Here is a 17,133-nt window from a genome sequence, read left to right as displayed (position 1 = left end):
GGGTAGTAGGAATCAACATCCGCTTGCTATCCTGCCACCGTTTCTGCGTTCAAGATTGCATCGGCGGTATGCCAGCCGCTCGCGGCCGACGCTTCCGGCCCTGCAAAAGTCGGCGCTGACGCCAGCCATCCACCAGCAAGCCAGAGACCTGGAGCGATGTCCGGGGTCAGGGAAGAGGACTCTGGCAGAGGCAGGAGGAAATCATGCCAGGGTTCCTCGATCGCTGCCGTACCCAGGGGTGCGAGACGTTCCGCAGAGGGCCGATCAAGGCTAGCCCATCCCGTGCGGGCGCCTCCGGCTGGCGCACACCAGGCATCGGCTGCCGGGGTGAAACGCCATTCGCCGGAAGGGCGTGACAGGATCGTGCTCCAGAGTGAGGTTTTCGGCCAGTTCGAGAGCCGGTGGCGTAGTGCACCGAGCCCCTGGATTTCTCGGAGCAGAACTGCCGCATCCCAAGGAGCGACGGCGAGGACGACGTGATCGAATCGTCGGCCGTCGGTCTGAGGCAGGCGCCATCCGCCGTCACAGGGCTCCAGGGTGTGCACCGGCGCGGCGATCGCCACCTCGCTGCCGCAACGCCCCAAAGTACGAGTGAGCGGTACGGAGAACCATTCGACGAAGGAATCGGGTAACTGGACCCATTGGCGTTGGAGCCTCGTACCCAGCACAGCGGCGAGAAGGCGGGCGAGGCGGGGCAGGGGGGTTTCTTCGGCCGCCGTGAGACACAGAAGACGACACAATGGGCGCCACAGCAGACGAAGTCCCTCCTCGCCGCCCCAAGGCAGCGCCGCCTGGGCAAGCGGCACGTCGGGCAGGGTGCTTGCGCCGTGCCGGCCGGCGCGCAGCAGCCGCCTCAGGGCTCGGCCGGCCGCGCGCCGTGCCGCGCCAGAGAGCATCCCCTCTGGCTCGACCCATACTTCCAGTCCGCTCCAGCGCGTGCGCAGGATGACCGTCCCGGCACCGGCCACCGACCATGTCGGCGCGATCGTCCTCAAGCGGCGTGGTGACAGGCCCAGCCGGCGGGCACAAGCAAAGAGATGAAGGCTCGCCCCCCACAGGGGCAGAATCTCCGCGCTCAGGCAGGACGTTCCCGCGTCCAACCGCGGCGCGCGCTCGAAGACCGCCACCTTGGCTCCGGCTTCTGCCAGGCGCAGTGCACATACCAGCCCTGCCACCCCTGCGCCGATAACCGCCACCTGCAGAGCCTGTGAATCACTCCGTCGCGCAGCCCGATTGCTTCGTTGCGCGGTGCGTGTTCCTTGCGGATCTGCCCGATAGGTCTCGTCGCCGCGCTCCGGGCGCCGCCCGCGCGAACCGCTCGCGACGATTTCTTCACCAGCGCTCATCGGCCGGGCTTTCGCCGCCAGCCGCGCCAGGTCAGCCACAACTGCCGCAGCGGAGGCAGCTCGAGGCGACGATCGAGCAGCCGATAGTCGAGAGCCTCGGCTTCGGCGAGCAGGGCTTCGGTCACCGTACGCCGTGCCATCAGCGGGCGCAGCGCCTCGCGCATTCCCGGCGAGGCCATTTCGTCGACGGCACGGAAGTGGTGCCGCACCCGCTCGGCCTGGGCTCGCATCAGCGCCGCAAAGGCTTCGCTCCAGCGCCCCTCGAGGATCTGCTCCGCGGGCACGTCGTGGCGCTGCAGTTGTTCCACGGGTAACAGAATGCGGCCGGCGCGCGCGTCCGCGCCGACGCCGAGCAAGAGTTCGGCAAGCGACAGTCCCATGCCCAATTCCTGGGCCGCCTGTTGCGCCTCGCGCTCCATGCCGCCCAAGGCGCGCACCGTGAGCAAGGCGGGCACCGCGCCCAGGCGATAGGTCAGTTGCTGCAGCTCGGCGCTGGAGGCGCAGCGCATCGTCGTCGCCCTCAGCCTCGCGGCGAGCACCAGCTCGTCGAAGAAAGCCCGTTCCCAAGGCATGTCCGCCAGCACGAGGCGCAACGCTCGCGTGATGGGGTGGGTCGGTGTTCCGGCAAAGGCGGCTTCGACTTCGTTCGCCCACCAGGCAAGGGTCGTAAGGGTCACCTGAGTTTCACGGCAGGAATGCACGACGTCTTCGAGCGCGTCGATGAGGGCGTAGAGTACGAAAAGCGCCTCCCGCCGGGGGCCCTTCAGAAGCAGCAGGCTGTAGTAGCGGGCGTTGGGACGGCGGGCGAGACGTTCTCGGCAATGCTCGATGTCTGGAATCATCCTCGGACCTGGAAACCCTGAAGGGCGGCGGGTTTGCCGTATCGGGTTTTGCAGTAAGATCGGCGAAAAGTGTCTGCTTCGATGCACACCTCGAAAAACCGTCACGAGCAGTCGCCGGGCGACACGCCCGTGGGCCCATCCGTGTAGCGGAGAGCGCTGCCATGCGGCCACGCTGAAGATCATTCGAGGTGTCCCCTATGATACCCGAACCTCTGTCGGAGTTCTTGCAATGAGCTTTTCAGCCGATACCCTTCGCGACACGCTGGCCGCGATCCCCGACCCCAACCTCGGCACTCCTTTGGGTAAAAGGGCGATCGTCGGGCTCGAGGTCGAAGGAGGGACGGTGCGCGTGCGCCTCGCCCTGGATTATCCGGTGGCGACGCTGGGGGAGACAGTGCGCGAGGCGGTGACGCAAGCGCTCGCCCGGCTGCCCGGCGTGGCGTCGGTGCAGGTCGAGCTTCTCTCCCGCATCGAGATCCACAAGATCCCGCCCGGCACGCAACCCCTGCCCGGGGTGGCCAACGTGATCGCAGTGGCCTCCGGCAAGGGCGGGGTGGGCAAGAGCACTACGGCGGTGAACCTCGCCTTGGCGCTCGCGGCCGAAGGCGCACGCGTGGGCGTGCTCGATGCCGACATCTACGGCCCGTCGATTCCCCAGATGCTGGGGTTGGGGCATCAGCCACCCGAATCGACCGACGGCAAGAGCATGGAGCCGCTGCGCGCGCACGGCCTGCAGGTCAATTCCATCGGTTTTCTCGTCGATCCCGAGACGCCCATGATCTGGCGCGGGCCCATGGCCTCCCAGGCGTTGCTGCAGTTGCTCACCCAGACGAATTGGCACGAACTCGATTATCTCGTCGTCGACCTGCCGCCGGGCACGGGCGACATCCAGCTCACCCTGTCGCAGAAAGCGCCGCTCACCGGCGCGCTCATCGTTACCACGCCACAGGACATCGCGCTGCTCGACGCGCGCAAGGCATTGAGAATGTTCCAGAAGGTGAATGTTCCGGTCCTCGGGCTCGTCGAGAACATGAGCATCCACGTCTGCTCGAACTGCGGTCATGCCGAGCCCATCTTCGGCAGCGGCGGGGGAGAGCGCATGGCCCAGGAGTATGGTCTGCCGTTCTTGGGGGCGCTACCGCTCGACATCCGTATCCGCGAGGAAACCGATTCGGGAACGCCCACCGTCGTGGCCGAGCCCGAAGGGCCCCTCGTCGGGCGTTACCGCGACATCGCCCGCCGCGTGGCGCTGGCGCTTGCGCGTTCGCCGCGCGATCTCAGCCACAAATTCCCTACCATCGTGGTGCAAAACCGCTGAGTTTTGGCGTACACTTCGCGGCAATCGCGGGCGTGCAGGGTTGCCGGCCGCGCCGTTTTCGACCAAGGCCACGAACGGGAGTACGATGAGCATCAAATCGGATCGCTGGATACGGCGCATGGCGCAAGAGCACGGCATGATCGAACCTTTCGCGCCCGAGCTCGTGCGCCAGACCGAGCGCGGCAAGATCGTCTCCTACGGCACCTCGAGCTACGGCTACGACGTGCGCTGTGCCGACGAATTCAAGATCTTCACCAACATCAACTCCACCATCGTCGATCCCAAGGCCTTCGACGAGCGCAGTTTCGTCGATTTCAAGGGCGAAGTCTGCATCATCCCGCCCAATTCCTTCGCACTCGCCCGCACGGTGGAATACTTCCGCATCCCGAGGAACGTCCTCACCGTCTGCCTGGGCAAGAGCACTTACGCGCGCTGCGGCATCATCGTCAACGTCACGCCGCTCGAGCCCGAATGGGAAGGCTACGTGACGCTGGAATTTTCCAATACCACGCCGCTGCCGGCCAAGATCTACGCCAACGAAGGAGTGGCGCAGATGATCTTCTTCGAGTCCGACGAAGTCTGCGAGACCTCCTATCGCGACCGCGGCGGCAAGTACCTCGGTCAGCGCGGCGTGACCTTGCCGCGACTCTGATCGCCGTACGTAACCGTTTTTCATCCTTTGCCGAATCTTGCTGCGAGGGCGAGTTCCATGCGCTTCCATTTCCCCATCGTCATCATCGACGAAGATTTCCGTTCCGAGAATGCGAGCGGCCTGGGCATCCGGGTGCTCGCCAAGGCGATCGAGGCCGAAGGCATGGAAGTGCTGGGCGTGACCAGTATCACCGATTTCTCCTCATTCGCCCAGCAGCAGAGCCGTGCCTCGGCTTTCCTCCTCTCGATCGACGACGAGGAATTCCAGGCGCCGGAAGATGCCGCGCGTGCCATCGCTCGGTTGCGCGGCTTCGTGCGCGCCATCCGCTTCCGCAACCGTGACATCCCCCTCTTTCTCTACGGCGAGACCAGGACCAGCCGCCACATCCCGAACGACGTGCTGCGCGAGATGCACGGTTTCATCCACATGTTCGAGGACACGCCTGAATTCATCGCGCGCTACGTGGTGCGCGAGGCGCGCAACTACCTCGACAGCCTGCCGCCGCCGTTCTTTCGTGCGCTCACGCATTATGCCGCCGACGGCTCCTACTCCTGGCACTGTCCGGGGCATTCGGGGGGTGTGGCCTTCTTGAAGAGCCCCGTCGGGCAGATGTTCCACCAGTTCTTCGGCGAGAATCTCCTGCGCGCCGACGTGTGCAACGCCGTCGAGGAACTGGGGCAGTTGCTCGACCACACCGGGCCGGTGGCTGCTTCCGAGCGCAATGCCGCGCGTATCTTCCACTGCGACCACCTCTATTTCGTCACCAACGGCACTTCCACCTCCAACAAGATGGTGTGGCATTCCACGGTGGCACCCAACGACATCGTGGTGGTGGATCGTAACTGCCACAAATCGATCCTCCACGCCATCATCATGACGGGGGCCATTCCCGTCTTCCTGACGCCCACGCGCAACCACTACGGCATCATCGGCCCGATTCCGCTCGAGGAGTTCGAACCGGCTTCGATCCAAGCCAAGATCGACGCGCACCCCCTCATCGACCAGGCCAATGATCGCACGCCGCGCATCCTGACGATCACGCAATCGACTTACGACGGCATCGCCTACAACGTCGAGACCATCAAGCAAAAACTCGACGGCGTCATCGACACGCTGCACTTCGACGAAGCCTGGCTGCCGCACGCCGCTTTCCACGATTTCTACGGCGACTACCATGCCATCGGCGAAGATCGGCCCCGCTGCGAGCACTCGCTCATCTTCTCGACGCAATCGACGCACAAGCTGCTCGCGGGCCTGTCGCAAGCCTCGCAGATCCTGGTACAGGAGTCGCGCACGCGCACGCTCGACCGCGACGTGTTCAACGAATCCTATCTCATGCACACATCCACCTCGCCCCAGTACGCCATCATCGCCTCGTGCGACATCGCCGCGGCCATGATGGAACCGCCCGGCGGCACGGCGCTCGTCGAGGAATCCCTCATGGAGGCGGCGGAATTCCGCCGTGCCATGCGCGATGTGGAAGCCGAGATCGGCGGCTGGTGGTTCAAAGTATGGGGGCCCGAGTATCTCGCTGCGGAAGGAATCGGCCAGCGCGAAGACTGGTTGCTGCGCCCCAACGAGCGCTGGCACGGCTTCGGCGCCGTGGCCGAAGGATTCAACATCCTCGATCCGATCAAGGCGACCATCATCACGCCGGGGTTGGACGTGGAGGGCGAATTCGACGAATGGGGTATCCCGGCCGGAGTCGTCACGCGCTACCTCGCCGAGCACGGCATCGTGGTCGAGAAAACGGGTCTTTATTCATTTTTCATTATGTTCACCATCGGCATCACCAAGGGCCGGTGGAATACCATGGTCACCGAACTGCAGCAGTTCAAGGACGACTACGACGAGAACCGCAAGCTGTGGCGCGTGATGCCCGAATTCGTCGCCAAGCACCCGCAGTACGAGGACTGGGGGCTGCGCGACCTGTGCCAGCGCATCCACGCTTTCTACAAGGTGCACGACGTCGCGCGGCTCACCACCGAGATGTACACCTCCGAAATGGTGCCGGCGATGCGTCCGTCCGACGCCTTCGCCATGATGGCGCACCGCAAGATCGACCGCGTCCCGATCGACGAGCTCGAAGGCCGGATCACCGCCATGCTCGTCACCCCTTATCCGCCTGGCATTCCTCTGCTGATCCCCGGCGAGCGTTTCAACGCCACCATCGTGCGCTATCTGCGTTTCGCCCGCGACTTCAATCGGCAGTTTCCCGGATTCGAAACCGATATCCATGGTCTGGTCAAGGACTCTGAAGGGGACTATCATGTCGACTGCGTGCGTTCGTAGCGGCTAAGTAGCGCTGCTACCCATACAAGAAATCCGAAAAAGGAGAGGGCATGCAGCGATCCGGCAAACCGTCAGCATCGGTCAGGGCATTTTTTTCCCGATGTGTGATCTTCTTCGCTCAGTGTCTTCTTCCTGCCTTGATGGTCTGGAGCGGAAGCCCTCTTGCTCGAGCACAGCAGCCACCGCTCCTCATCGCGCACGTGATGCCCACCACGGGGCGTTTCGCTTTGCATGCCGAGGCCGACCGGCGCGGCGTGGAAATGGCGATCGAGGATTTCGGCGGTAAAATCCTGGGGCGCGACCTGGTTTTGCTCACACGTAACGCTACCACCGATCCGGCGAAAGCGGCCGAGATCGCCGAGTCGCTCATCACGCAGAACCGTATCGCCTTCATGGTCGGGGCGATCGACTCGGGCGTGGCCGCCGCCATGTCGGCAGTGTGCCAACGCTACGGCGTGATCTTCATCAACACCAACTCCTCGGCTCCCTCGGAAGCGGTGGAGAACGCCCATCGCACGAAATTCGTTTTCGATGCCAACGGCGCCAACTTCAACAAGGCGCTCCTGAAATACGCCCTCGATCGACATCCGCGTAAACGGGCCATCCTGCTCACCGAGGACAACGTCTGGGGGCACAGCAACGCCGCGGCCTCGCGCGGTTACATCGAGCGCTACGGCGGCAGCGTGGTCGAGGAGATCGTCGTCCCCGTCTCACTGCCCGATCCAGCCGGGCTTGCCGCGCGCATCGCGTCGATGGACATCGACGTCGTCGCCGTCAATCTGAGCGGCAACAACCAGATCCGCCTCTTCTCCCAGATCGACCCCGCGCTCTTCGAACGGCAGTCGTGGGTGGTGGGGGAGGTCGATTGGGAGGAACTCTATCCGGCGCCTGGCACGCCGCGGCCGCTCTTCGGCACCACCTGGGCGTGGAATCTCGACACGCCCGGCACGGCCGAGTTCGTGGCGCGCTACCGCCAGCGCTACGGCAACACGGTGCTCGATTATCCCGGTGACGTGACGCACGCCGCCTATCTGGCCATGCGCGCCCTGTTGCAAGCGATCGAGGCCGCGGGCACCACGCAGAACCACGCCGTGATCCGTACGCTCGAGACGATGCGTTGGAGCGGGCATGAGCGCATGCAGCACGACGACGCCTGGATGGATCCGGTGAGCCATCACCTGCAGCAGTCCGTCTATACCGCTACCTGGCGCCATGATCCCGTCAACCCCGCCGCCGGCATCGAAATCCTTGGGCACCTGAGCCCCGAAGAAGTGCGCTACGAGAGGGAAGATCATACTCGTCTCGAATCTTTCGATGAGACCCCGCTCTATACCCCCTGAGAGGAAGCCCATGACCCGCCCGCGCTTCGGCCTGATCGCTCGCATCGCCTGGCTGGTCCTCGCGATCGAGGCGCTCGCCTTCGGCGCGCTCACGGCGGTGTATCTCGATCGCTCGCGCACCATCATGGAGCGGCGCATCGAAGCTCAACTGCAGCGCGTCGGCCGCATGCTGCAGGAAGAAAACCTGCCGCTCAACGCGGTGGCCACCCCTTGCCTCATGTCCGACCTGATCGGCCTCGAATACCAGGGCGGATTCGTCTTGGGCGGCAACGGCCGGGTGATCGTCGCGAGCGACCCGTTTCTCCTGGGGAAGAAAGCCGAAGAAGTGCCGGGATTCGATCCTTCCTGGTTGAACGATGCCGCTCGCCCTCCGATCGAAGCGTCCTTCACGTCCGAGCGGCTCACTGCCGTCCTACGTCTGCGAGGGCCGCAAACCCCCATTCCCCTCTATACGGTGGTGCTCGATTTCGACACCGCCGAGTTGCGTGCCGCCAAACGCGAGGTGATCGCCTGGGGGACGGCCTTGTCTCTGGCCTTCCTCCTCTTCACGTCGCTTGCCATCGTCTTCGTCGCGCACCGTCTCATCACGCGCCGGGTACAGCGCACCCTCAGGGCGCTCGCGCGGATCGAGGAAGGGGCGCTGGAGACGCGCATCCCGATCACCTACGCCGACGAATTGGGCGACTTGCAGCAGGGCATCAATTCGATGACGGAAAAACTCGCCGCCTACATCGCCGAACAGAAGCGGGCGCAGGCGCGCATCCGCCAGCTCGCTTTCTATGATCAGCTCACCGGCCTGCCCAATCGTATCGCCGCGCTCGAGCACCTACGGGAGATTTTACTGTCATGCCCGCAAGAGTACGGCGCATTGCTGCTCGTCGATCTGGACGACTTCAAAACGCTCAACGACACCTTGGGGCACGAAGCAGGGGACGAGTTGCTGCGCCAGATCGCCGAGCGCTTGCGTGTCGAATTCGAAAGCCAAGGGTTGATCGCCCGGGCCGGGGGCGACGAATTCTTGGTGATCCTGTCGCGGCTCGGAGCGACCGAAGAGCAGGCCAAGCAGCGCGTCGAGGCCGTTTTTTCCCGCCTGCGCGAGTCCCTTGCCCTTCCTTGTCGGATCGACCATGCCTCGGTACGCACCACCGCCAGCGCGGGGGGCGCGCTGTTCCACGATGGTGATCCTGGGCTGGAAGAACTGCTCAAACGCGCCGACGTGGCGATGTATCACGCCAAGGCGAGCGGCCGTGACCGTCTCTGTTTCTTCGACGAAGAGATGGCGCGCGCCGTCCGCCGGAGAGCGGAACTCGAGCGGGATCTCGTCAAGGCGGTGGAGACGGGGCAATTCGTCCTTTACTATCAGCTTCAGGTGCGTGGTCCCAGTTGGCCGGTCGGCGCCGAGGCGCTGATCCGATGGCCGCATCCCGAACGTGGTTTGATCTCTCCGGCCGAATTCATCCCCTTGGCCGAGGAGACGGGACTTATCGTACCGCTTGGTTGGTGGATTCTCGAAAACGCCTGTCGGCAATTGGTGGCATGGGAACGCAAGGCGGAGACGGCAGGGCTTACGCTCTCGGTCAATGTGAGCGCGCGTCAGTTCTATCAGCCCGATTTCGTCGAGCGGGTGCTCGAAATCCTCGAGAAGACGGAGGCCGATCCTCGCCGCCTCAAACTCGAACTCACCGAGAGCACGCTCGCCTCCGATCTCGGCGGCATCATCGACAAAATGCGCGTCCTGAAACAACGGGGCATCGGTTTTGCCTTGGATGATTTCGGTACGGGATATTCCTCGTTGGGATACCTCAAACGCCTACCGCTCGATGAGCTCAAGATCGACCAGTCCTTCGTGCGCGACGTGCTCACCGATCCCAATGATGCCGCCATCGCCCGTACCATCGTCGCCTTGGCCGAAAGCCTCGGATTGCAAGTGATCGCCGAAGGGGTGGAAACGCCCGAGCAGTGGAAATTCCTCGCCGAACTCGGGTGCCCCGCCTATCAAGGCTACTATTTTGCTCGACCGTTGCCGATCGAGCAGTTCGAAGAAACCTTGCGGCAAATGCTGGCTCCTGCCTCCAGCGACGGGCAGGGAACGGTCAAATTCGAGGCCGGCGGTGGTACGTGACCACCACGGCCGGATACTCGTCGCTTTCTTCAGGTAACGCCTGACGGCCGACTTCGACGAAGCGCGTCCGATCCCACTCCGGGAAGAAGGCATCTCCCGGTGGCTCGGCGTCCACTTCCGTGAGTACCAGGCGATCGGCAAACGGCAGGGTCTGGCGATAGAGCTGCGCGCCGCCGATCACGAAGACGACCGGCTCATCGGCGAGCGCCGCCCGCGCGGCATCCAGCGACGGATAGACCTCGGCGCCCGGGGCCGTGAAAGAGGGATCGCGGCTCACCACCACATTGCGCCGATCGGGCAGGGGGCGGCCGAGCGATTCCCATGTCTTTCGCCCCATGAGTACCGCGTGCCCGGTGGTGAGCCGGCGGAAGTGCCGCAAGTCGGATCTCAGCCGCCACGGCAGTGCCCCGCCACGGCCGATCACCCCGTTTCGCGCCACGGCGGCGACGATCACCCACTCGCTCATACGGCCACCGGAGCGGGGATGTGGGGGTGCGGATCGTAGCCTTCCAGCGTGAAATCCTCGTAGCGGAAGGCAAAGAGATCGGTCACCGCCGGGTTGAGCTTCATCTTGGGCAATGGCCTTGGTTCGCGACCGAGCTGCAGCCGAGCTTGTTCCAGGTGGTTGAGATAGAGGTGGCAATCGCCGCCCGTCCAGATGAACTCGTGCGCCTCATAGCCGCAGACCTGGGCCACCATCAGGGTGAGCAGCGCATAGGAGGCGATGTTGAACGGCACGCCGAGAAAGACGTCGGCGCTGCGCTGATAGAGTTGGCAGGAGAGCCTGCCCTCGGCAACGTAGAATTGAAAGAGCGCATGGCACGGCGGCAGCGCCATCTGGTCCACCTCGGCGGGGTTCCAGGCCACGACCAGATGCCGGCGCGAATCCGGATTGGTCTTCAACCCTTCGACGAGGCGAGCGATCTGGTCGATGGTGCGCCCGTCCGGGGCCTCCCATCGTCGCCACTGTTTGCCGTAGACGGGGCCGAGCTCGCCGTGCTCGTCAGCCCACTCGTCCCAGATCGTCACGCCGTGTTCGCGCAGGTAAGCGACGTTGGTGTCGCCACGCAAGAACCACAGCAATTCGTAGATGATCGATTTGACGTGCAGTTTCTTGGTGGTGAGCAGCGGAAAGCCTTCACGCAGGTCGAAGCGCATCTGCCAGCCGAAGACCGACAAGGTCCCCGTGCCGGTGCGGTCTGCCTTGCGGGTGCCGTGTTCGAGGATGTGGCGCAGAAGGTCGAGATAGGGGCGCATCGCCGTGCCGCAACGAATTTTGACCGCCCATTTTAACGCAGCAAGGACGCGGAAACGGCACCCGGTAGCGTCGTGCGGCCTTCCCGCCCAGCAGAGCATATTCCCCGTGACTGGACAGGCACTCGTTCCATGTCTCCACACCCTCTGATGGGGTTTTATCCCTGAGCTAGTCGGTGTTATTCTTATCGAACTCGAAGCAGAGCCCCTTTTTCTCACGAGGTGAGACGAAATCGATGCACAACATAGAGCTCTATCGGGACGATGCTCACCTGTGCGTGCTCCTCAACGAAAGCGAAGAGCTCGACGAAGGCGGCATTCACTCCAACCAGTACCTCATCCTGCATCAGGAGTTCGGCGTCCTGCTCGATCCCGGCGGTTTCGGCGTGATGGCCGACGTGCTCGAGGCGATGCTCGCTTACTGCGAACCGGAGCAGATCCGCTACATCATTCTGTCGCACCAGGATCCGGACATCGTCGGCGGCCTGGCTTCCTGGCTCGAGCTCACCCGCGCCACCGTCCTCATCTCGCGCCTGTGGACGCGCTTCATCCCCCATTATGGTCTTCCGAGTACCGATCGCATCGTCGCCATTCCCGACACCGGCGCCCAGATCGACCTCGGAACCTCCGCCGTCCTCGAGCTGATCCCGGCGCATTTCCTCCATTCGGAAGGCAACTTCCAGGTCTACGACCCGCGGGCGAAGATCCTCTTCTCCGGCGACGTGGGGGCTTCCGAACTGAGCGGCGCCGAGACGCAGACTTTCATCGAGGATCTGGCGCCGCATCTGCCCCGCATCGAGGGGTTCCATCGCCGCTACATGGCGAGCAACCGCGCCATCAAAGCGTGGAGGGAAACCTTGGGCGAGCGGCCGGTCGAGCTGCTGGCGCCACAGCACGGGCCGGTCTATCGCGGCGCTGCCGTTGGCCAGTTCCTCGGCTGGCTCGAGGGGCTCGAATGCGGCGTCGATCTCCTGCAGCCCGGGGGAGTGTTTCGGCGATGAACCGTTTCATTCCCCCCGATCTCTTGCGTCTGCGGCGCGATAGCCTGCGAGCGATCACCGGTATCCTCGAGCATGAGACCCGTTTCCGTCTCGGGTTTTCGGCCATGGCGGCTGCACTCGAGCGCGCCCATCGCCGTCTGGCGGCGACGCTCGAGCATCCGCCGGCCGAAGGAACGGCCGAGGCGGAATCTCCCCGCTCCCAGCTTGCCCGCCTCGACCGTATGGTCGGTCTGCTCCACGAGCTCCTCGACCAGGATGGGCGGGCCCAGACCGAGGCCATCGTCTCCTTGCTGCACCACTTTGAAGCAGCCAGCGCCGAACTCACCCAGACCCTGGTGGAGAAGGAGCTCATCGACCGGCAGCGCGCCGTGCTCGAACGCATCATCTTTTCCTATGAGCGCATCTCCCAATGGATGGAGTTCCTCAAGAAGATCCTCACCGATTTTTACCAGATCTTTCCGTTCGATGCGTTCTTCGTCGCTTTTGCCGAGAAGCACGGGCTGACGCTCAAGGTCTTCCACCCTGCGGCGCTGGAATCGGCCATGCGAGAGCAGCTCTTGCATCGCGTCTCGCAGCACGTCCTCGCTTCCCTGGGTCAGCCTCCCGATGCGGCGTTTGACATCGAAGAGCATTTCCTCACGACCCAACCCGCCGAGGCGAAGCCGGTCGAATCGATGATGTTGATCACCGAGCGGGTGCCGGAGCGGCACACCAAGCTCGCCGGCATCCTCGGGGCGGCCTTCGGCGTGCATGAGAAGCTCTCGCCGCAGGAAGAGGCGGTGATCCGCTCGCTTCTGGCGATCGTCGTCATCGTGGTCGGCTCCAGCCGCGCGTTGGGGCAGTCGCTCGCCGAGCTCGAATACTATTCGCTGCACGACCCCCTCACCAACCTCTACAACCGGCGGCATTTTCTCTCCATGCTGCAGTACGAGATCACGCGCAGCGAGCGCCACCAGCACGAATTCTCTCTGCTGATGGTCGATCTCGACGATTTCAAGGACGTCAACGACACCTTCGGCCATCCCGTGGGCGACGAAGCCTTGTGTCAGGTAGCCAATCACCTCAAGGGCAGCGTGCGCCCGGGCGATCTCGTCTGCCGCATCGGAGGCGACGAATTCGTCATCCTCTTGCCGGAGACGGGCAAAGAGGAAGCCAAACGCCTTGCCCGTACCATCCGTGACCGTCTGCGCGAGCATCCCGTCCACGCTTCCCAGCTCGAATTCCATCTCACCGCCTCGATCGGCATCGTCACCTATCCCGCCGACGGAGCCAATCAAAACGATCTGATGACCCGGCTCGACTTCGCCGCCTATGAAGCGAAGAAACGGGGCAAGAATGGCATCTTCCTCTACAGCGACATCGATCGTGGAGAGGAGGCGCAGCGCATCGCCCAGCACCGCCGCCAAGAAGCGGAGATCGTGCGGGCCGCTTTGCGCAAAGGGCGCATCGTCCCTTATTTCCAGCCCATCATCGAAACGGCGAGCGGCAGGGTCGTCGCCTATGAGGTGCTCGCCCGCCTCATTGCCGACGATGGGGAGATCGTCTCCGCCGCCCGCTTCATCGATGCAATCGAGAAGTATGGCATGGGGCGAGAACTCGATCGTCGCATGATTGCCGCTTCCCTCGATACTTTGCGCCGTCTTCCCGCCGAGTCGAAGGAAACTGCGCCGATGCTTTTCCTCAATCTCTCGGTGCAGGAGATCCAGAACCGCAACGTACTGACCTTTGCCTCCCGCCTTTGTTATCAGTGGGAGATCGACCCTCATCGCATCGTCTTCGAACTGCTGGAGCGCGATGCCATCTCCGACATGGAGAAGATCCGCCTTTTCCTCTCCACCTTGCGCAAGAAAGGGTTTCGTTTCGCCCTCGACGATTTCGGCAGCGGCTACAACTCCTTCCACTACCTGCGCGAGCTGGAATTCGACTTCGTCAAGATCGATGGCGCCTTCATCCGCGGCATCGAGCACTCGAAGACCGACGAAGCGCTGGTGCGCAACCTCGCCCGCCTATGCCACGATCTCGGCATCCAGACGGTGGCCGAGTTCGTCGAGAGCCAGAAACTGCTCGAGAAGATCAAGGAGCTTGGCGTGACCCATGCGCAGGGGTATTACATCGGCCTTCCTCGGCCGGATATCCTACCGCCCGCAGGGGTGGATGCTTCGGCAGAATGAATGCGCCCCGGCTCGGGGCCTATGGTGAATCTGCTGCGCGACGGTTGCTTCACCGGCGCTCAGGTCGAGGCGTGCATCGTCTCTTTCGCATGGACCTTGCGCTCCCGCCAGATGAGATGCAGATTTCGGGCGTAGATGAAAAGGCCCGTGAGCTGGCCGATGATGAAGACGGGATCGGCGCGGTAGATGGCATAGGCAAGCAGCGTCGCCCCGCCGGCGAGGCTGAAGTACCAAAACGCGAGCGGCATCACGCTGCGCCGTTGCCGTTCGCTGGCGAGCCATTGGACGAGAAAGCGCATCGAGAAAAGCGCCTGACCGAGCAGGCCGATGCCTAGCCAAATGAAGTCGGGATTCATTTTTGCCCTCCATTCTGCGAGGAAAAAGGTAAGCGGCGGCGGTGCAGGAGCCACCATACGCCGAGGAGGTCGACCAGTCCGACCCATAGGCGATTACCGATGCCGTATTTCGAGGTGCCGTGCCGTCGGGGGCGGTGATGCACCGGCACCGAGACCACGCGTCCGCCCTCGCGTCGCACCAGAGCGGGAAGGAAACGATGTAGGTGATCGAAGTAGGGCAGGCGCAGAAAGAGCTCGCGCCGGATGAGTTTCACGCCACAGCCGCTGTCGGGCACGCCATCGTGCAGCAGCGCCGAGCGGACCGCATTGGCGATGCGCGAGGACAGCCGCCGAATCCACGTGTCGTGGCGATCGACGCGATGGCCGATGACCATGTCCGGCGGGTTTGGCTCCTGCTGCACCAGGGTCCAGAAACGCCACAGATCGGCCGGGTCGTTCTGGCCGTCGCCATCGAGCGTCCCGAGCCATTCTCCCCGTGCGGCGAGCGCTCCCGTGAGCAGCGCCGCGCTCTGACCGGCGTTGCGTGCATGATGCAAGACGCGCCAGTTCGGCCCCTTCTTGGCGCAGAGATCTTGCAACACGGCCAAGGTGTCGTCGGTGCTCGCGTCGTCGACGAAGATCACCTCGAAATCGAGCTTGTCGCCGAGTGCCGTGGCGATCTCCTCGGCGAGGGTGGCGACGTTGTCGCGTTCGTTGTGTACAGGGATGACGATGGAGAGGTCCATGAAGTTCATTCCGACGCGTCGTCGGCCTCGTCGTTGGAAGGGTGGGTGGATTCGTCGCCGGAAACCGACATGACGTCGGAGGCGGCGACCACGAGTAGAATCCGGCCGCGGTAGGGTTGCTGAAAAGCCGGCGCAGCGAATTCAGAGGGCGGGGTGTTGGCGAAAGTCTCGATGATCACCCCATGAGGATGGTCTTTGGCCCATGCGTGCAGACTCGACCAGGAAATCTCTTCGATCGGTTGCGTCAGACGACCGTAGAAATGAAATTGGTCGTAGTATTTACCGACGAAACCCACCGGGCGCCCCTCGGCCTGAGCTTGGGCGATGAAGCGGCTCGTAGGACGTACGTCGTAATAAGGGGCTGCAGCACGACCCAGCCCCAGAGCGAGGATCACGAGCGACAGGACGGTGGTGCCCGCGAGCGACGATACCCTCGCAGACAGTATGCGCCCGGGAGCCAGCCAGCCGAAAATGGCTACGGCGGCAAGCGCAGGGATCGGCCACCAAGCGCTTTCGGCAATGAAAGGGGGAAGATGAGCCGGGGGCCGCAGACGAAGGAAGAGGAGCGCCGTTGCCGCGAGGAGCGGCAGAAGCAAGGGGAAATGGTCGAAACGGGTAGCAAGTATCCCCCGCGTCGCGAGGGTGCGCGCGAGCAGGAGCGATACGGCCGGGAAGAGCGGCAGGAGGTAATGGGCTTGTTTGCCGCTGATGGCACAGAACGCGACGAAAGGGATCACTGCCCAAGCCAGGAGGAAGCGCTGCGCCGAATCGGTTCGCCATTCGAGCCGCGAGAGCGCCCGCCAAGCGCTCGGCCAGAGCAACCAGGGGTAGAGGAGCAGCGGCAAGAGGGGGAAATACCACCACCAGGGGCGCCGGTGGGCAAAGGATTTGACGATGCGCCCGGCGCTCTGCCCCCAGAAGATCATGTGCGCGTACTCGGGGCCGCCGCGGATCGCCGCCGGCACCGCCCAGGCGAGCGCGATCGCCGCGCCCCCCAGGACGGCGAGCGCCAGGCGTCGGTACCAGCGCCCCAAGGGCTGTGCCAGAGGCCGCCACCACGGCCACAGCAGCGCCGCGGGCAGCACGTGCAACAACACCACCGGCCCTTTGGCGAGTACCCCCAAACCGATGCCCGCAGCCACCCACGTCCAGGCTCGACCATGACCCTGTGCTGCGTCCCACAATCCGTTCATCGCCAATAGAACGCAGACCGCGAGCAGCATGTCGAACATCACGGCCGGCGTGTAAGCGGCCCAGAGTCCGGCCCCCAGCAGAATCGTCCCGGCCAAAGGGGCGAGCATCGCTTCTTCCGGCCAGAGCCGCCGGGCGAGCCGTGCCGTGAGCAGCAATCCTGCAAAGGAGATTGCGGCCCCGGCCACGCGCGGCCACCAATCGTTGATCCCGAACAGGGCCCAGCCCAGGTGGAATATCCAGAAAAGCAGCGGTGGCTTGTGATGATAGGGTTCGCCGTTCAAATGCGGGACGAGAAAATCGCCGCGTGCGAACATCTCCCAGGCAACCCCGAGATAGCGCGTCTCGTCGATCGGCAGGAAAGGCAGAGAAACGAGGAACGCCAGGGTGAGTGCCGAGATGCCGACGAGCCAGCAGCCGAGATGGAGCGGCAACGTTTGCAAAGGAAAGGGGCGGCGCAGTAAAGCATCCATGGGAGCGAGATTTTAGTGAACCCTAGGTCAACGCCGCGTGAAATCCTCGA

The 17,133-nt window shown here is 63.8% G+C and carries 14 protein-coding genes; 7 read left to right on the top strand and 7 right to left on the bottom strand.

Translation table 11 applies throughout. From position 1 onward, the window contains the following. Positions 1–26 precede the first annotated feature (26 nt). The gene (locus EPD80_RS02695) at positions 27–1,346 is read right to left on the bottom strand and encodes an FAD-dependent oxidoreductase (protein ID WP_142809181.1); all 1,320 of its coding nucleotides are present in this window, start codon (positions 1,344–1,346) and stop codon (positions 27–29) included. Then, positions 1,343–2,188, bottom strand: coding sequence for a squalene/phytoene synthase family protein (locus tag EPD80_RS02690; RefSeq protein WP_185957677.1), 846 nt, complete (start codon positions 2,186–2,188; stop codon positions 1,343–1,345). The genes EPD80_RS02695 and EPD80_RS02690 overlap by 4 nt, the downstream gene beginning before the upstream one ends. 229 nt (positions 2,189–2,417) lie before the next feature. On the opposite strand from EPD80_RS02690, the gene apbC reads away from it, so the two are divergent. The 5 genes from apbC to EPD80_RS02665 all read left to right on the top strand — a co-directional run bounded on the left by apbC (position 2,418) and on the right by EPD80_RS02665 (position 9,912). Then, entirely contained in the window at positions 2,418–3,506 is a 1,089-nt protein-coding gene (gene apbC / locus EPD80_RS02685) for an iron-sulfur cluster carrier protein ApbC (protein ID WP_142809177.1), read from the top strand. An 85-nt stretch (positions 3,507–3,591) separates the two neighbouring features. Beyond that, complete coding sequence (gene dcd, locus EPD80_RS02680; RefSeq protein ID WP_028874211.1) at positions 3,592–4,158, top strand: dCTP deaminase; 567 nt, start codon at positions 3,592–3,594, stop codon at positions 4,156–4,158. 57 nt (positions 4,159–4,215) lie between these two features. Further along, positions 4,216–6,450 carry an arginine/lysine/ornithine decarboxylase gene (locus tag EPD80_RS02675; protein WP_142809175.1) on the top strand — a complete coding sequence of 745 codons (2,235 nt, stop codon included), beginning with the start codon at positions 4,216–4,218 and terminating at the stop codon, positions 6,448–6,450. Between the two features lie 203 nt (positions 6,451–6,653). Next, positions 6,654–7,790, top strand: coding sequence for an ABC transporter substrate-binding protein (locus EPD80_RS02670; protein WP_185957676.1), 1,137 nt, complete (start codon positions 6,654–6,656; stop codon positions 7,788–7,790). Between the two features lie 10 nt (positions 7,791–7,800). Beyond that, positions 7,801–9,912 (top strand): putative bifunctional diguanylate cyclase/phosphodiesterase, encoded by a 2,112-nt coding sequence (locus EPD80_RS02665; RefSeq protein ID WP_185957675.1) that lies wholly within the window; start codon positions 7,801–7,803, stop codon positions 9,910–9,912. Here EPD80_RS02665 and EPD80_RS02660 read toward each other — a convergent pair. Both EPD80_RS02660 and EPD80_RS02655 read right to left on the bottom strand, forming a co-directional pair. Next, entirely contained in the window at positions 9,884–10,378 is a 495-nt protein-coding gene (locus EPD80_RS02660) for a dihydrofolate reductase (protein ID WP_142809170.1), read from the bottom strand. The two genes, EPD80_RS02665 and EPD80_RS02660, sit on opposite strands and share 29 nt — an antisense overlap. Beyond that, positions 10,375–11,169 (bottom strand): thymidylate synthase, encoded by a 795-nt coding sequence (locus EPD80_RS02655; protein WP_142809167.1) that lies wholly within the window; start codon positions 11,167–11,169, stop codon positions 10,375–10,377. The genes EPD80_RS02660 and EPD80_RS02655 overlap by 4 nt, the downstream gene beginning before the upstream one ends. 233 nt (positions 11,170–11,402) lie before the next feature. Here EPD80_RS02655 and EPD80_RS02650 point away from each other — a divergent pair, with 233 nt between their 5' ends. Then, positions 11,403–12,167: an MBL fold metallo-hydrolase gene (locus tag EPD80_RS02650; protein ID WP_142809166.1), complete on the top strand. Its 765-nt coding sequence runs from the start codon at positions 11,403–11,405 to the stop codon at positions 12,165–12,167. Continuing rightward, entirely contained in the window at positions 12,164–14,338 is a 2,175-nt protein-coding gene (locus tag EPD80_RS02645; protein WP_185957674.1) for a putative bifunctional diguanylate cyclase/phosphodiesterase, read from the top strand. Before EPD80_RS02650 ends, EPD80_RS02645 begins: the two co-directional genes overlap by 4 nt. 59 nt (positions 14,339–14,397) lie before the next feature. Here EPD80_RS02645 and EPD80_RS02640 read toward each other — a convergent pair whose 3' ends face one another. Genes EPD80_RS02640 through EPD80_RS02630 form a run of 3 tightly spaced genes read right to left on the bottom strand, consistent with a single transcriptional unit; the run spans position 14,398 to position 17,083 of the window. Beyond that, positions 14,398–14,694, bottom strand: a complete 297-nt coding sequence (locus EPD80_RS02640) for a lipid-A-disaccharide synthase N-terminal domain-containing protein (RefSeq protein WP_142809161.1) — start codon at positions 14,692–14,694, stop codon at positions 14,398–14,400. Then, positions 14,691–15,419, bottom strand: coding sequence for a glycosyltransferase family 2 protein (locus EPD80_RS02635; RefSeq protein WP_142809363.1), 729 nt, complete (start codon positions 15,417–15,419; stop codon positions 14,691–14,693). The genes EPD80_RS02640 and EPD80_RS02635 overlap by 4 nt, the downstream gene beginning before the upstream one ends. Before the next feature lie 5 nt (positions 15,420–15,424). Next, on the bottom strand, positions 15,425–17,083 hold the full coding sequence (locus tag EPD80_RS02630) for an ArnT family glycosyltransferase (protein WP_142809159.1): 1,659 nt from the start codon (positions 17,081–17,083) through the stop codon (positions 15,425–15,427). Positions 17,084–17,133: the final 50 nt, after the last annotated feature.

Origin of the sequence: Tepidiphilus olei (genome assembly GCF_006980705.1) — a bacterium.
GTDB lineage: Bacteria > Pseudomonadota > Gammaproteobacteria > Burkholderiales > Rhodocyclaceae > Tepidiphilus > Tepidiphilus olei.
Note: the sequence above shows the minus strand (reverse complement) of the source record. Positions and strands in the feature narration are given on the sequence as shown.

Coding starts and splice junctions, on each gene's coding strand:
- apbC (WP_142809177.1), top strand. CDS start 2,418: ATGAGCTTTTCAGCCGATACCCTTCGCGACACGCTGGCCGCGATCCCC.
- EPD80_RS02635 (WP_142809363.1), bottom strand. CDS start 15,419: ATGGACCTCTCCATCGTCATCCCTGTACACAACGAACGCGACAACGTC.
- EPD80_RS02645 (WP_185957674.1), top strand. CDS start 12,164: ATGAACCGTTTCATTCCCCCCGATCTCTTGCGTCTGCGGCGCGATAGC.
- EPD80_RS02650 (WP_142809166.1), top strand. CDS start 11,403: ATGCACAACATAGAGCTCTATCGGGACGATGCTCACCTGTGCGTGCTC.
- EPD80_RS02630 (WP_142809159.1), bottom strand. CDS start 17,083: ATGGATGCTTTACTGCGCCGCCCCTTTCCTTTGCAAACGTTGCCGCTC.
- EPD80_RS02675 (WP_142809175.1), top strand. CDS start 4,216: ATGCGCTTCCATTTCCCCATCGTCATCATCGACGAAGATTTCCGTTCC.
- EPD80_RS02670 (WP_185957676.1), top strand. CDS start 6,654: ATGCCCACCACGGGGCGTTTCGCTTTGCATGCCGAGGCCGACCGGCGC.
- EPD80_RS02640 (WP_142809161.1), bottom strand. CDS start 14,694: ATGAATCCCGACTTCATTTGGCTAGGCATCGGCCTGCTCGGTCAGGCG.
- EPD80_RS02695 (WP_142809181.1), bottom strand. CDS start 1,346: ATGAGCGCTGGTGAAGAAATCGTCGCGAGCGGTTCGCGCGGGCGGCGC.
- dcd (WP_028874211.1), top strand. CDS start 3,592: ATGAGCATCAAATCGGATCGCTGGATACGGCGCATGGCGCAAGAGCAC.
- EPD80_RS02665 (WP_185957675.1), top strand. CDS start 7,801: ATGACCCGCCCGCGCTTCGGCCTGATCGCTCGCATCGCCTGGCTGGTC.
- EPD80_RS02690 (WP_185957677.1), bottom strand. CDS start 2,188: ATGATTCCAGACATCGAGCATTGCCGAGAACGTCTCGCCCGCCGTCCC.
- EPD80_RS02655 (WP_142809167.1), bottom strand. CDS start 11,169: ATGCGCCCCTATCTCGACCTTCTGCGCCACATCCTCGAACACGGCACC.
- EPD80_RS02660 (WP_142809170.1), bottom strand. CDS start 10,378: ATGAGCGAGTGGGTGATCGTCGCCGCCGTGGCGCGAAACGGGGTGATC.